Raw genomic sequence first — 14,717 nt, forward strand, 5'->3', positions numbered from 1 at the left:
CAGTAAGCCGCCATCGAGAAGCGCATATGTACCGCCTATCGGAACATATAGCGAACGGAAGTGAAGAAGAGGCTGGCGAAGAGGGCGGAGTGATCTCGAGCACCTCAATTTTAAGGAGATATCTTCGGAGAAGGTGGCGAAAATCACTCCCTGTTACGCCCGCGGGAGGCGCGATGCGTGATCTCGCACGTCGTTTCGTCTAGCGAAACAAATTTGTGGAAAATTGCCGAAAATGTTGACAATGCGATCGGAAGACGACAGAGTTTGTTCCATCGAGAGTGCACCTTTCGTCCGCAAACCGTAGGAGTCACATTGGATCGCAGAAGCTTCCTGAAGGCAATCTCAGTCGCCGGTCTCGGCGCCGTCTCTGTCGGTGTGCTGGCGAGTTGTGCGCCCACGTCGCAGCCGGGGTCCGGAGACAATCCCGACGGTGCGGACCTCACTGCGGACATTGCCTTCGCACTGTTCCCCGGATATCTCGACTTGATGAACAAGCACGTGTTCGGCCCCTTCACCGGCAAGAACTCGAAGGTCAGCATCGCCCCGCTGGAGGGCCCGGCTTCCCAGACCTATGCGCAGCTGCTCGCAAGTCCCGAGTCGGCTCGGTCGATCCAGGGCGGGATGATGAACGACGCCCTGTCCTGGTCCGGTGTCAAGGACGGCCTCTGGGAGCACATGACGACCGCAGACGTGCCCAACCTGGAGAAGGTTCCTGAGGAACTGCGCAACGATGCAGGAACACCCTGGGTGTTCAACGGATTCGGCATCTCGTACAACCCGGAGAAGCTGCCTAGCGGGCTCGACAGCTGGAATGATCTCTACAGTCCCTCGCTCAAGGGCAAGGTCGCGATGTGGCCTGCCTACTTCGACGCCTATCTCATGGCCGCCGTTGCTGCCGGTGCGGATAGCACGGAGGTCGAGAAAGGTATCGAGCAGTGGAAGAAGGCGAAGGACAACATCGGCATGTGGATCACCTCCGTTGCCGATCTGCACCAGGCGATGGATCGTGGTGAGATCTGGGCCGCTCCTGACTACCTGAGCGTCACAGTTCGGGACTCGAAGGCAGGTATGAAACTCGCGATGTCTCTTCCTTCTGAGGGGGCCGTCCTGAATACCTATCAGCTTGAGTCGGTCAGCGGTAACAGTGCCGACCAGAAGAAGGCCATGGCCGGATTGATCGACCTCTCACTCGGCGATGGCGCACAGAAGGCTGCTTTCGAGCAGTCGTTCCTGACCCCGTCGAACGGTGACGTCACGGTCGATGCCAGCAGTGCACAGATCGAGGGTCTTAACGGTTATAGCTTCACCGCGGCCGACGCGGTCAAGCGCTTCTACAAGGTCGACTACAAGTGGGTCGGCGAGAATACTGCGATGATCAAGAAGCTGATCGAAGACAATCTGCAGTAGCCTCGTCCGGACTCCGCTGCCGGAGCCGGGCACCGACGTCAGGAACCACCGAGAATGAACGCTGCCTCCATTCGATTGAATTCGGTCAGCAAGAGTTTCGGTCCGGATGTCCACGCGGTTCAGGACGTCTCTCTCACGATCGAGCCGGGGAGTCTCGTCACGCTGCTCGGGCCAAGCGGGAGTGGCAAGACCACCATCCTGCGATCGATCGCCGGCTTCGAGGACATCTCCTCCGGTGAGATACTCATCGACGGCGAGTCGATCGCCGCGACCCCGACCCACCGGCGGCAGCTGGGGATGGTCGCGCAGGACTACGCCCTGTTCCCCCATATGACGGTTCGCGACAACCTTGCCTTCGGGATCAGGAGCTCGAGGCGCGCCCGACGAGAGCGTTCGCGTCTGTCGTCCGGTCAGGTCGCGGAGCGGGTGGACCGCATGCTCGCTCTGGTGGGGCTCGACGGGTTCCAGGCGAGGAGGCCGCAGCAGCTTTCCGGCGGACAGAAGCAGCGAGTCGCCCTCGCGAGGGCGCTCGTGACGGACCCGAGGGTTCTGCTCCTGGACGAGCCGTTCGCCGCCCTCGACAAGCATCTCCGCGAGCAGCTGCAGATCGAGGTCCGCAGGATCCAGCAGGAGGTGGGCATCACCACCGTCTTCGTGACGCACGATCAGGGTGAGGCCCTCTCCATGAGCGACCATGTCGCCGTGCTCAACCGTGGCAGGCTCGAGCAGTACGCCACCCCGCTGGAGATCTACGATGAGCCGGCGACCCGGTTCGTGGCCGAGTTCGTCGGAAGGATCAATCTGCTCGATGGGGTCGTCGCATCCGGCAATGCCGGTCGGACGGATGTCGTGCTGGCGGATGGGAGCCGGATAGCCCTGGAAGGCGGGCGAGAGACGCCGGCGGGCGAGAGGGTCCAGTTGTCCGTCCGCCCCGAGCGCATTCGTCTCACTCATGCCTCCGAGCGTCACGACGACGGCCTCAACACCATCATGGGCGTCGTCAAGACGGTGGTCTACCTCGGGGATCGCATCGATGTGACGATGAACACCATCGTCGGGGAGATCGCGGCGAATGTTCCGCGCGATCGTTCCGGCGACACCGAGTTCGCCGATGGCGATCATGTCCGGATCCAGTTCGCCTACGGCGCTGGGACGGTGCTTCCGGACCTCCTGCCGTCATGAACGCGCGCCTGAAGATGACGGCGAGCAGGCGACGACTCGTCTCGTTACTGATCAGCATCTCACCGGCACTCATCCTGATCGGGGCGCTGTTCCTCCTGCCGCTGCTCCGCCTGATCCAATTGAGCACTACGGATGCCTACCCGAAACCGAGCGAGGTCCTCACCTTCGAGAACTACGCGGAGATCTTCGCGAGGGCATTTCATCTGACCTCGCTCGTCACGTCCCTGGAGCTTGCGGTGGTCGTCACGGTGATCACCGCGGTGCTCGGATACCCTCTCGCGTACTACCTGGTCCGTTCCACCTCGAGGTACAAGGCGCTGATCCTGCTGGCCATCATCTCGCCACTCCTGATCAGTGTCGTCGTCCGGAGTATCGGCTGGCTCATCCTGCTCGGTCGGGAAGGCGTCGTCAACCAGCTTCTTCTGTCGCTCGGTCTCGTCTCGGAGCCCCTTCAGCTGCTGTACAACTTCATGACGGTGGTCGTCGGCGAGGTGAATATCCTGATGCCGTTCATGGTGCTCAGCCTCACGACATCGTTGAGCCAGATACCGCGCTCGCTGGAGGAGGGGGCTTCTGTCATGGGAGCAGGAGCGGTGCAACGCTTCCTGCGCGTGACCCTTCCCCTCAGCGCTCCCGGCTTGATCTCGGGGGCGATGCTGGTGTTCATCCTGACCATGGGTTCCTACGTCACCCCTCAGATGCTCGGAGGCGGCAAGGTGAACGTGATCACGACCGACATCTACAGCAGGATGATGGTCGACTTCGACTGGCCGATGGGCGCGGCCCTTTCCGTCGTGACGCTGCTGTTGACGTTGAGCGTCGTCGTGGTCATGAGTCGGATCCAGTCCCGGCTGATGGGTGGGATGACGCGATGAGCCAGGAGATGCTGAGCACGACACTGCCGCCCGCGACGGTCCCGGCGCGCAGAGGCAGAGCCGGAAAGAGGCGCGCGACGCCTCGGATGCTCGGGCTCTATGCGGCCGTCATGGCACTGCTCTCGGCGCTTCCGCTGCTCATCCTCATCCCGGTGAGCCTGAACCCGAAACCGGTGGTGGGTTTTCCCGAGGGCGGACTGAGCCTTGCCTGGTACGTCAAGGTTTTCGAGGGCACGAACTTTCCCGAGGCCTTTCTCACGAGCTTCCTCGTCGGGATCGTCTCAACGGGGATCAGCCTTATCGCCGGTTCTCTGGCGGCCTGGGGGCTCACTCGCAATCGTTTCAAAGGTGTTGCGCTGGTCGAAGCCTTCCTGCTGAGCCCGTTGCTGCTCGCGCGCATCGTCTACGGCATCGCGATGCTGATCGTGCTCACTCAGTTCGGCCTCATCCGCACGACGTCGGGGCTCATCGTGGCTCACGCGGTGATCGTGATGCCGTACGTGGTCCGCATCGTCGGGAGCACGCTGCTGGGAATCCCCAAATCCCTGGAGGAGGCGGCCGCTGTGCTCGGTGCAGGCCAGGTCCGCACGTTCGCCCGGATCACCTTTCCCCTTCTCCGGCCCGGTCTCATCGCCGCGACCATCTTCGGGTTCATCACGTCTTTTGACGAGTTCACCATGACCGTGTTCCTCGTCGGTGCGCAGACCAGGACTCTGCCGGTGGAGATCTTCAGATACGCAGAACTGATCGTCGACCCTTCGGTCGCCGCCTTGAGCGTCATGCTGATCCTCGGGACCTTGGTGGCGGTCATCGTCCTGGAGAGGACGCTCGGGTTGGAGAAGGTGCTGAAGGCCTGAGGCCCGAGGCCGCCGAGCTCGAGGGCTCAGAGTGAAGAGATATGGAGTGAATGTGATCGTCGACTGTTCCGTCAACTACCGTGGGCACCCGAACCTCGGGCTCTACGACTACCTTCAGATCCCGCGTCGCGATCCGAAGCCGTGGCAGCTGGGCGACCTGATCGCCGAGCTCGACGCCAACGGCATCGCGATGGCCGGCCTCATCGCCAGTGTGGTGGCCGATGGCGTTGGGGGAGAGATCGATCCGATCGGTGCGGAGGAGATCCATCCGATGCTCGCAGCGGCGCCGGATCGGCTCTTCGGCTGGGTGGGGATCAATCCGCTCACCACCATGGAGACCGTCCGCTACATCGACTACGCCGTCCGTGAGCTCGGCTTCAAGGCCGTGCACGTTTATCCGCACTGGTTCGGGGTGCCGATCAACGACCGGCTCTACTATCCGATCTACGCGAAGTGCGCCGAGCTCGGGGTGCCGATCGGTCTCCAGGTGGGCACCCAGTCGCCACGCTCCGGCGCGAAGTTCTCAGCCCATCCGCTGCTCCTGGACGATGTCGCTTTCGACTTTCCCGAGCTGAAGATCCTGGGCCTGCACCTGGGCCATCCGTTCCTCACCGAGATGCTCATGCTGTGCAAGAACCACGAGAACGTGTACGTCGTCGCCGACGCGCACCCTCCGGCCCACTGGGGCAGTGAGGTGCTCGACTACATACTGCAGAAGTACTGGTCGAACAAGGATGGCGCCCGAAAGGTCATCTGGGGTACCGATTACCCGGTCCAGGGCTTCGCCGAGTCGCTACGGCAGCTTCGCGACCTGGAGCTGCCCGCCGAGACTCTCGACCTTGTCGCTGGAGGAAATGCGCGGCGGGTCTTCGGGCTCGACGAGGTCCCGGCTCCGACTGATCAGGAGGAAACTCATGCGTAATGAGGCGCTTACGGTACGGTCGGCGTACCGGCACATGTCGCTCATCCGCCGCTTCGAGGAGCGAGTGCTCGAGCTCTCGGCGGAGGGGCTGGCGGCCGGGTCCATCCATCCGTGCCTCGGCCAGGAGGCGATTCCGGTCGGCGCGCTGGCGGCGCTCCAGCCGCAGGACAGGGTGCTCGCCACCTACCGGGGCCACGGCTGGGCCCTGGCTTGCGGATCCGAGCCGGCGGCGGTGCTCGGCGAGATCGCGCAGCGAGCCGGTGGCACCAACGGTGGGAGGGCGGGTTCGGCCCTGCTCAGCGATCCGGATGCGGGGTTCCTGGGCGAGAACTCCATCGTCGGCGCCGGGGTGCCGATCGCGGATGGGGTGGCACTGGCCGCGAGGTCCCAGGGGACCGGGCGGGTCGTCGTCACCTCGATCGGCGATGGCGCGATGAATCAAGGCTCGACGTCGGAAGGGATGATCTTCGCCGCCGCCAACAACCTTCCCGTGATCTTCCTGTGCGAGAACAACGGATGGTCGGAGATGACCCCGATCTCCCGGACGACCCGGGGAGCGGACCTCGCCGTACGCGGGACGGCGCTGGGCATCGAGAGCCACGTCGTCGATGGCCTCGATCCGTTCGCCGTGGAGAAGGCGGTCTCCCAGGCCGCCGAGGTCTGTCGCAGGGGGGAGGGGCCGGTCCTGCTCGAATGCAAGACGGTGAGGCTCAAGGGTCATTACAACAAGGACATCGAGCACTATCGCCCGACAGAGGATCAGGAGGCGGCCACTGCCGCCGATCCGATCGCCCGGTTGCGGAACGCTGCGCTCGACCACGGGCTGCTGGAGGAGCAGGATCTGCGTGACGTCGACGCGGAGGTGGCCTCGATCATCGACGACGCCACCCTTCGGGTGCGCTCGATGCCGCTTCCGGACCCCGCGACCGTCCTCGATCACCTCTACGGCGAGGTTCCCGTGCCCGGGGCTGTCTCGGGGCAGGTCCAGACTCTCGAACTGACCTACCAGAGGGCGGCCAACCTCGCCTTGAGAACCGAGCTCGAGAATCGCCCGGAGGTGCTCGTCTACGGCGAGGATGTCGGCTTCAGCGGAGGCATCTTCGGTGTGACCCGGGGTCTGCAGAAGGAGTTCGGCAGCGAGCGCGTCTTCGATACACCGATCTCGGAGAGTGCCATCCTCGGTTCCGCCATCGGCGCGGCCATGGAGGGGATGCGTCCCGTCGTCGAGATCATGTGGGCGGACTTCGTGTTCGTCGCGCTCGATCAGATCGTCAACCAGGCGACCAACGTCAGGTACATCAATCGTTCGAGACTGCATGCTCCCCTCACGATCAGGATGCAGCAGGGGGTCACCCCCGGATCCTGCGCCCAGCACTCCCAGTCCATTGAGGCATTCTTCGCCCACATGCCGGGGATCAAGGTGGGGCTGCCGTCCACGCCTCAGGATGCGTACGACATGCTCCGGGCGGCGGTGGCCGATCCGGACCCGACGGTTCTCATCGAAGCGCGCGAGCTCTACCAGGAGAGCGCGTCCGTCGAGGTCGGAGGCCCCCTCCAGCGGGCCGAGGGCGCCAGGGTCCACCGGGATGGGGAGGACGTGGCCATCATCACCTGGGGGGCGATGCTGCACCGTGCCTTGGCTGCGGCGGAGCGGCTGCAGTCCGAGTCCATCTCTGCCACGGTCCTCGATCTGCGGTGGTTGCGTCCTCTCGACGAGGAATCCATCGCCTCGGTCGTCGAGAGATGCCGGGGTCGTGTCCTCGTCGTCCACGAGGCCACCGAGACCTCGGGTTTCGGTGCCGAGGTGGTCACGAGGATCACCGAGCGCTGCTTCGACGAGTTGCCGTCACCCGTTGTACGACTCGGAACTCCGGATGTGCGCATGCCGTCCGCCCCCAATCTGCAGCAGGCCGTTGTGCCGACGTCGGAGAAGATCTACTTCGCGGTGCGAGCCTTGCTGGGTCGGTAAGAAAGGCGCTCTGTATACATAGGTGCGATATAATCGGAGAAAGCGGCATTCTTTTGCTGTCTGTCGCGATCTTTGTATACGCAGGAGGTGCGATGCGGGCGAGCGATCAGGCCTTCGAGGCGCTCCGCGGCGAGATCCTGGAGTGGACATTGCGTCCCGGTACCATCCTCACCGAGGTCGAGCAGGCCGATCGCCTGAAACTCTCCCGTACCCCGATCCGTGAGGCGTTCGCGCGGCTCACCGCCGAAGGCCTGCTCGTCCCGTTGCCCGGCCGTGGCGTTGTCGTCAGCGACCTCTCCCGGGAGACGATCATCGAGCTGTTCGAGCTGAGGGTCGTACTCGAGTCCGAGGCCGCGCGGCTGGTCGCGCTGCGCCGGGATCCTGCGGTCTTCCTCGCCCTGCGCGATGAGTTCCTCGTCGCCCCCGCCCTGCTCGAGCACGACGATGATCGTCGGGAGTACTACGCTCTCGTCGAGCGTCTCGACGCGGCGATGGACGCGGCGCTCCAGAGTCGTTTCCTGCTCGCCGCCATCCGTCAGTTGCGACCCCACTTGACCCGCGCGCGCCGACTGGCGCGTGACGACAGCGCCCGGTTGATCGCCGCTGCGGGCGAGCACATGACGATCGTCGAGGCGATCGTCGACGGCGACTCCGAGCTTGCTGCGAATGCCACCAGCATCCACCTGAAAAAGAGCCTGAAGAATATTCTGAACGCGGTTGACACGACCACCGAGACAGTAACCACATCACGATAAGCAAGGGGGAACACCATGGATCAGCACGAAGTACGCGTACACAAAAGCGAAGAGAACCTCGCCCGCGAAGGCCAGCTCGCCTGGAAGATCGCCGAGGTCGCGACCGACCCCGTCGAGGTGACCCCCGAGGCGACCGACATGGTCATCAACCGCATCATCGACAATGCTGCCGTGGCGACCGCCTCGCTGCTGCGGGGCCCGGTGATCGCCGCGCGCGCTCAGGCGCTGTCGCAGCCGGTCTCGACCGGAGGCGTCGGTGCAACGGTGTTCGGCAAGCCCATCGATCGCAGAGTGACCCCGGAGTGGGCGGCCTGGGCCAACGGCGTCGCCGTGCGCGAACTCGACTACCACGACACCTTCCTCGCCGCAGAGTACTCGCACCCCGGCGACAACATTCCCCCGATTCTCGCGGTCGCCCAGCACGTCGGCCGCAACGGCACCGACCTCGTTCGCGGCATCGTGACCGGGTACGAGATCCAGATCGACCTCGCCAAGGCGATCAGCCTGCACGCCCACAAGATCGACCACGTCGCCCACCTCGGCCCGAGCGCCGCCGCCGGAATCGGTACCCTGCTCGGGCTCGACACCGAGACGATCTTCCAGGCCATCGGCCAGGCCCTGCACACGACGACGGCGACCCGCCAGTCCCGTAAGGGCGAGATCTCCACCTGGAAGGCCCACGCGCCAGCATTCGCCGGCAAGATGGCGGTCGAAGCCGTCGACCGGGCGATGCGCGGCCAGACGAGTCCGACCCCGATCTACGAAGGCGAGGATGGCGTCATCGCCTGGCTGCTCGACGGCCCGGATGCCCGCTACACCGTCCCGCTGCCCTCGCGGGGCGAGGCGAAGGCCGCCATCCTCGACAGCTACACGAAGGAGCATTCGGCCGAGTACCAGGCCCAGGCCTGGATCGACCTCGCCCGCAAGCTGAACCGAGAGCATCCGGAGCTGACGAGCCCCGATGGCGCCCAGCGCATCGAGCGCATCGTCATCCACACGAGCCACCACACCCACTTCGTGATCGGTTCGGGTGCGAACGACCCCCAGAAATACGACCCGACGGCCAGCCGCGAGACGCTCGACCACTCGATCCCGTACATCTTCACCGTCGCGCTCCAGGATGGCGAGTTCCACCACGAGCGCTCCTACGCGCCCGACCGTGCGAGCCGGCCCGACACGGTCGAGCTGTGGAAGAAGGTCAGCACGGAGGAGGACGCCGAGTGGACGCGCCGCTACCACTCGCTCGACACCGCGGAGAAGGCGTTCGGTGGCCGCATCGAGATCACCATGACCGACGGCTCCACGATCGTCGATGAGATCGCCGTCGCGGATGCGCACCCGCTCGGCGCGCGCCCCTTCGCCCGTGAGCAGTACATCGACAAATTCCGGATGCTGGCCGAGCATGTGCTCGACGAGGAGGAGATCGAGCGTTTCCTCGGGCTCGTTCAGCGACTGCCCGAGCTCGAAGCCGACGAACTCGGCGGTCTCACGGTGGTCGCGAAACCTGGCCTGCTCGTCTCCGCCGACACCCCGAAAGGACTCTTCTGATGCTGTACTCCACGGTGACCCCGGCCGCCAAGCGCCAGCTCCTTCGCGAGCGGCTCACCAGCGGTGAGCTCCTGCGCTTCCCGGGCGCCTTCAACCCGCTCAGCGCCAAGCTCATCCAGGACAAGGGCTTCGAGGGTGTCTACATCTCCGGCGCCGTCATCGCCGCCGACCTCGGCCTGCCCGACATCGGCCTCACGACGCTCACCGAGGTGGCGATGCGCGCCGGCCAGATCGCGCGGATGACCGACCTCCCGGCGATCGTGGATGCCGACACCGGCTTCGGCGAACCGATGAACGTCGCGCGCACGGTGCAGACCCTCGAGGATGCCGGGGTCGCCGGCCTGCACATCGAGGACCAGGTGAATCCCAAGCGCTGCGGCCACCTGGACGGCAAAGCCGTCGTCGACTCCGACACCGCGATCAAGCGCATCCGGGCGGCGGCCAGCGCACGCCGGGACCCGAACCTGCTCATCCTGGCCCGCACCGACATCCGGGCGGTCGACGGGCTTCAGGCGGCCGTCGATCGTGCGAAGGAACTCGTCGACGCGGGTGCCGACGCGATCTTCCCGGAGGCGATGAAGGATCTCTCCGAATTCGAAGCCGTGCGGAAGGCCGTCGATGTTCCGGTGCTCGCGAACATGACCGAGTTCGGCAAGAGCGAGCTGTTCACGACCGAACAGCTCGCCGGCATCGGCATCAACATCGTCATCTACCCGGTGAGCCTGCTGCGCCTCGCCATGAGGGCGGCGGAGCGGGGTCTCGACACCCTCCGTGCCGCCGGTACGCTGAAACCAGCTGTCGGTGACATGCAGACGCGCGCGCGACTGTACGAACTGCTGGACTACGAGGCGTACAACGCCTTCGACTCCGGCGTCTTCAACTTCACCCTCGAACCAACGGAGTGACATGACTGACCAGGACATTCGCAAGGGCCTCGCCGGCGTCGTCGTCGACACGACGGCGATCTCCAAGGTCAACCCGGAGACGAATTCGCTGCTCTACCGCGGCTACCCGGTGCAGGAGCTCGCTGCGAACTGCCAGTTCGAGGAGGTCGCCTACCTGCTCTGGAACGGCGAGCTGCCGACGCCTGTGCAGCTGGAGGAGTTCCAGAAGCTCGAGCGCTCGATGCGTGCGCTCGATCCGCGGACCAAGCGCGTCATCGACGAGCTGCCGCTCACCGCTCACCCGATGGATGTCGTGCGCACCGCGGTGAGCGTCGTCGGCGCGACCGATCCCACGCTCGCCGAGGAGAACGGCATCCTCGACCGGAACCTGAACAACGGTCGCGCGATCTATCTCCTCGCCCAGCTCCCGGCGATCGTCGCCTACGACCAGCGTCGTCGCCGCGGCCAGGAGCTCGTGGAGCCCCGCGACGATCTCGCCTACTCGGCGAACTTCCTGCACATGACCTTCGGCGAAGTTCCGGACATCACGGTCGTCAACGCCTTCGACGTCTCGATGATCCTCTACGCCGAGCACTCCTTCAACGCTTCGACGTTCACGGCCCGCGTCGTCACGAGCACACTCGCCGACCTGTACTCGGCCGTGACGGCGGCGATCGGCGCGCTCAAAGGGCCTCTGCACGGCGGCGCCAACGAAGCCGTCATGCACATCTTCGAGGAGATCGGCACTGCGGACCGCGCGGAGGCCTGGCTCGACACCGCCCTCGTCGAGAAGCGCAAGATCATGGGCTTCGGCCACCGCGTGTACAAGAACGGCGACTCGCGCGTGCCGACCATGAAGGCGGCGCTCGACACGCTCATCGCCGAGTACGACCGACCGGATCTCGCAGAGCTCTACGGCACGCTGGAGAAGGCGATGGACGACCGCAAGGGCATCAAGCCGAACCTCGACTACCCGTCCGGCCCCGCCTACCACCTCATCGGGTTCGACACCGAGCTGTTCACGCCGCTCTTCGTCATGAGCCGGATCACCGGCTGGACGGCGCACATCATGGAGCAGATGGCCTCCAACGCGCTCATCCGTCCGCTCTCCGCCTACGACGGGCCGGACGAGCGACACGTGGCCCAGCAGTCAGTAGCCTCCTAGGGTGACCCTGAACCGGGGCCGGATGCTGCGGCTTGCCGCGATCGGACTCGTCGTCGGGTTCTTCTCCGGCCTGTTCGGTGTCGGCGGCGGGATCGTCCTCGTCCCGCTGCTCATCGTGGTGGTCGGGTTCGCGCAGCGCCGGGCGAGCGGAACGTCGCTGGCCGCCGTGCTCCCGACCGCGATCGCGGGCATGATCGCCTACGCTGCGCACGGCTCGGTCGACTGGATCGCCGGTGGTTTGCTGGCTGCCGGGGCGATCGTCGGGTCGCTCCTCGGTACCTGGCTCCTGCACCATACCCGTCAGAAGATTCTGCGCTGGATCTTTGTCGCCTTCCTCCTCGTCGTCGCGGTACGGATGCTCTTCCTCGTTCCCGACCGCTCCGTCGATCTGGCCTTCAACCCCTGGGTCATCGCCGGTCTCGTCGCGCTCGGCCTCGTCACCGGCACCCTCTCCGGGTTGCTCGGTATCGGCGGGGGAGTGTTCATCGTTCCTGCGCTCATGCTCGTCTTCGGCGTGGGCGACCTCGTGGCGAAGGGCACGTCGCTGCTCATGATGATCCCGACGGCGATCACGGGCACGATCGCGAACGCGCGGCGGGGTCACACCGACCTCACGGCGGCGGCCGTCATCGGATGCCTGTCCGTTCCGGCCTCGATCGGCGGGGCCGCGCTGGCCTGGGCTGTACCACCGGCGCTCGGCAGCATCCTGTTCGCCCTCCTCCTCGTCTACTGCGCCGTGCAACTCGCCTGGAATGCGCTCAGCCAACCGCGCCCTGGGCCGACGGAGCAGCCCGCGCCTCCGGCCTAGTCGCTCGGCCTAGGCTCGAGCCATGGACAGCATCACGCTCAACGACGGCACAACCATCCCCCAGCTCGGCTTCGGCGTCTTCAAGGTCGACCCGGCGCAGACCGAGCGCATCGTCTCCGAGGCGCTCGAGGTCGGCTATCGGCACATCGACACGGCCGCCATCTACGGGAACGAGGAGGGTGTCGGGCGAGCGATCGCGGCATCCGGCATCCCGCGCGACGAGCTCTACGTGACGACCAAGCTCTGGAACGACCGGCAGGGCGACGCCCCGGCGGCGCTGCGCGAGAGCCTCGACAAGCTGGGCCTCGAGCGCGTGAATCTGTACCTCATCCACTGGCCCGCCCCCGCGAACGACCGGTACGTCGACGCCTGGCGCTCCCTCATCGAATTGCGCGATCAGGGCCTCACGACGAGCATCGGCGTCGCGAACTTCCTCGTGCCGCACCTCGAGCGGCTCCTCGCCGAGACGGATGTCGCTCCCGCCGTCGACCAGATCGAGTTGCACCCCGCCCACCAGCAGCCGGAGACCGCGGAGTTCGCCCGCGAGCACGGCATCGCCGTCGAGTCCTGGGGACCGCTCGGGCAGGCGAAGTACCCGCTGCTCGAGCTGCCGGAGGTCACCGCGGCGGCGGCGGCGCACGGCAGGACTCCGGCTCAGGTGATCATCCGCTGGCACCTGCAGAGCGGGTACATCGTGTTCCCGAAGACGAACCACCGCGAACGCATGGTCGAGAACTTCGACGTCTTCGACTTCGAGCTCACGGATGCCGAGCTCGCCGCGATCACCGCCCTCGAGCGCGGAGGCGCGGGCCGGGTCAGCAGCGACCCCAACACCGTCAGCTGACTACCGTTCCGCTCCCCGAGGAAGCCCACAGGGCTGTCACGAAGGGAGCTGGGGAGGGAGCATTCCGCGGACACGCCCCCGCGCGGCAATCCTCAGGGGTAGAGACGGCGGTGGGTCCAGCCGGAGGGGGTTCGGTCGTAGCGCAGGCGACGGTGCATCCGGTCGGCACCGCCGTGCCAGAACTCGATCGAGTCGGGACGGAGTCGATACCCGTTCCAGTCGGCGGGGCGCAGCAATGGTACTCCCGGCGCCGCGAGCCTGGCCGCCTCCGCTCGGTACGCGGCGTCGTCCTCGAGCGTCGCGCTCTGCGCGGATGCCGCAGAGGCCGCCTGCGACTGGACCGGCCGATCCGTCCAGATCGCGTCGGACTCGGCATCCGTGAGCAGTTCGACAGCGCCCGTCAGCCGCAGTTGCTGTCGCGTCTCCCGCCAGTAGATGACGGCGGCCGCGCGCGGGTTGGCGGCGAGCTGGTGACCCTTGAGGCTGCTCGTATTCGTCGCGAACGTCATCCCACTCGCATCGAACGACTTCGCGAGCACGAACCGGTTCCCGAGATCGCCATTCTCATCGGCCGTCGCGATGGCGATGTTGTACGGCTCGATCACGCCGAGGCGCTCCGCGGTGTCGACCCAGGAGACGAGCAGGGGCATCGGGTCGGCCGGCGGAGAGTCGAATTCGGGCAGCTCGAGGTCGATCGTGCCGGTCACCGAAGGCCGCGAGTGCATGTCAGAGCGTCCCGACCTCGATGACGACCCGCTCGCCGCGTGGTGAGTCGACGAGGACCTCGGTCAGGTCGGCGGCGGCGAAGGCCTTCTCGAGCTGCTCGCGGGACTCCGAGAAGTGTTCCCAGTCCTCGGTGTGCACTCCCACGACCTGCTGCGCCGCAAGGATGATGGCTGCCTTCACCGCGGCGGCCGACCCGAAGGTGAGGTCGGCGTCGATCTCCCGCACGCGGGCGGCACCGGCATTGAGGATCGCGATCGATGCGCCGCCGAACGTCCCGGTCACCTCCCGGACGACATCGAGCGATGCGTTGTCGCCGCTGACGTAGACCGTCGGCTCCCCTTCGGCCTGCAGTACGAACCCGATGACCGGGCCGATGGCTTCGGCGACGTCGTCCGGTCCGTGCAGTGCCCGCGTCGCCGTCACTGTGACAGAGCCGACCGGATGCGATTGGCCTGGTTCGAGTCCGACCGCCGTCCCGCCGAGCTCGGCGGCTCCCGCGACCGTCGTGAGTGTGCGCGGTACTTCGGCGAGATACTCACGTCCCGCGGTGTCGAGGTTGTCCTCGTGATGATGGTGGGAGACGAGCGCGAGGTCGACCGGGCCGAGCTGGGCGGGCTGCAGGGCGGGGCCGCGGGTCTTCACGAGCGCCTGTCCGCCATCCGGGTCCGGGTAGCGGCCGGGCTCGTCGAAGGTGGGGTCGGTGATGATGCGCAGGCCCGCGTATTCGAGCAGCACGGTCGGCCCGCCGAGGTAGGTGACGGCGATTTGGGTCATG

General features: G+C 65.9%; 14 protein-coding genes. 12 read left to right on the forward strand and 2 right to left on the reverse strand.

Annotation, left to right across the window (positions count from 1 at the left end; genetic code table 11):
• The first annotated feature begins 177 nt into the window (after positions 1–177).
• The 12 genes from ABD678_RS06685 to ABD678_RS06740 all read left to right on the forward strand — a co-directional run bounded on the left by ABD678_RS06685 (position 178) and on the right by ABD678_RS06740 (position 13,216).
• A complete protein-coding gene (locus ABD678_RS06685) occupies positions 178–1,407 on the forward strand; it encodes an extracellular solute-binding protein (RefSeq protein WP_344754988.1) in 1,230 nt (409 codons plus the stop codon).
• A gap of 54 nt (positions 1,408–1,461) precedes the next feature.
• A complete protein-coding gene (locus ABD678_RS06690) occupies positions 1,462–2,589 on the forward strand; it encodes an ABC transporter ATP-binding protein (protein ID WP_344754990.1) in 1,128 nt (375 codons plus the stop codon).
• Complete coding sequence (locus ABD678_RS06695; protein ID WP_344754992.1) at positions 2,586–3,464, forward strand: ABC transporter permease; 879 nt, start codon at positions 2,586–2,588, stop codon at positions 3,462–3,464. The genes ABD678_RS06690 and ABD678_RS06695 overlap by 4 nt, the downstream gene beginning before the upstream one ends.
• Positions 3,461–4,321 (forward strand): ABC transporter permease, encoded by an 861-nt coding sequence (locus ABD678_RS06700; RefSeq protein ID WP_344754994.1) that lies wholly within the window; start codon positions 3,461–3,463, stop codon positions 4,319–4,321. Before ABD678_RS06695 ends, ABD678_RS06700 begins: the two co-directional genes overlap by 4 nt.
• 46 nt (positions 4,322–4,367) lie before the next feature.
• Positions 4,368–5,243 carry an amidohydrolase family protein gene (locus ABD678_RS06705; RefSeq protein WP_344754996.1) on the forward strand — a complete coding sequence of 292 codons (876 nt, stop codon included), beginning with the start codon at positions 4,368–4,370 and terminating at the stop codon, positions 5,241–5,243.
• On the forward strand, positions 5,236–7,212 hold the full coding sequence (locus ABD678_RS06710) for an alpha-ketoacid dehydrogenase subunit alpha/beta (protein ID WP_344754998.1): 1,977 nt from the start codon (positions 5,236–5,238) through the stop codon (positions 7,210–7,212). Before ABD678_RS06705 ends, ABD678_RS06710 begins: the two co-directional genes overlap by 8 nt.
• A gap of 92 nt (positions 7,213–7,304) precedes the next feature.
• Positions 7,305–7,967: a GntR family transcriptional regulator gene (locus ABD678_RS06715; RefSeq protein ID WP_344755000.1), complete on the forward strand. Its 663-nt coding sequence runs from the start codon at positions 7,305–7,307 to the stop codon at positions 7,965–7,967.
• Positions 7,968–7,982: 15 nt separating this feature from the next.
• Positions 7,983–9,515 (forward strand): MmgE/PrpD family protein, encoded by a 1,533-nt coding sequence (locus ABD678_RS06720; RefSeq protein ID WP_344755002.1) that lies wholly within the window; start codon positions 7,983–7,985, stop codon positions 9,513–9,515.
• The gene (gene prpB / locus ABD678_RS06725) at positions 9,515–10,420 is read left to right on the forward strand and encodes a methylisocitrate lyase (protein ID WP_344755004.1); all 906 of its coding nucleotides are present in this window, start codon (positions 9,515–9,517) and stop codon (positions 10,418–10,420) included. The genes ABD678_RS06720 and prpB overlap by 1 nt, the downstream gene beginning before the upstream one ends.
• Before the next feature lies 1 nt (position 10,421).
• Positions 10,422–11,564 (forward strand): bifunctional 2-methylcitrate synthase/citrate synthase, encoded by a 1,143-nt coding sequence (locus ABD678_RS06730; protein ID WP_344755006.1) that lies wholly within the window; start codon positions 10,422–10,424, stop codon positions 11,562–11,564.
• A 1-nt stretch (position 11,565) separates the two neighbouring features.
• The gene (locus ABD678_RS06735; protein ID WP_344755008.1) at positions 11,566–12,372 is read left to right on the forward strand and encodes a sulfite exporter TauE/SafE family protein; all 807 of its coding nucleotides are present in this window, start codon (positions 11,566–11,568) and stop codon (positions 12,370–12,372) included.
• Between the two features lie 22 nt (positions 12,373–12,394).
• Positions 12,395–13,216: an aldo/keto reductase gene (locus ABD678_RS06740; protein WP_344755010.1), complete on the forward strand. Its 822-nt coding sequence runs from the start codon at positions 12,395–12,397 to the stop codon at positions 13,214–13,216.
• Between the two features lie 92 nt (positions 13,217–13,308).
• Here the strand turns inward: ABD678_RS06740 and ABD678_RS06745 are convergent, their stop codons facing one another.
• Positions 13,309–13,941, reverse strand: a complete 633-nt coding sequence (locus ABD678_RS06745; protein ID WP_344755012.1) for a pyridoxal 5'-phosphate synthase — start codon at positions 13,939–13,941, stop codon at positions 13,309–13,311.
• A 1-nt stretch (position 13,942) separates the two neighbouring features.
• Positions 13,943–14,716 (reverse strand): MBL fold metallo-hydrolase, encoded by a 774-nt coding sequence (locus ABD678_RS06750; protein ID WP_344755014.1) that lies wholly within the window; start codon positions 14,714–14,716, stop codon positions 13,943–13,945.
• Between the last annotated feature and the right edge of the window lies 1 nt (position 14,717).

The organism is Leifsonella bigeumensis, from assembly GCF_039537265.1.
Taxonomy (GTDB): domain Bacteria; phylum Actinomycetota; class Actinomycetes; order Actinomycetales; family Microbacteriaceae; genus Terrimesophilobacter; species Terrimesophilobacter bigeumensis.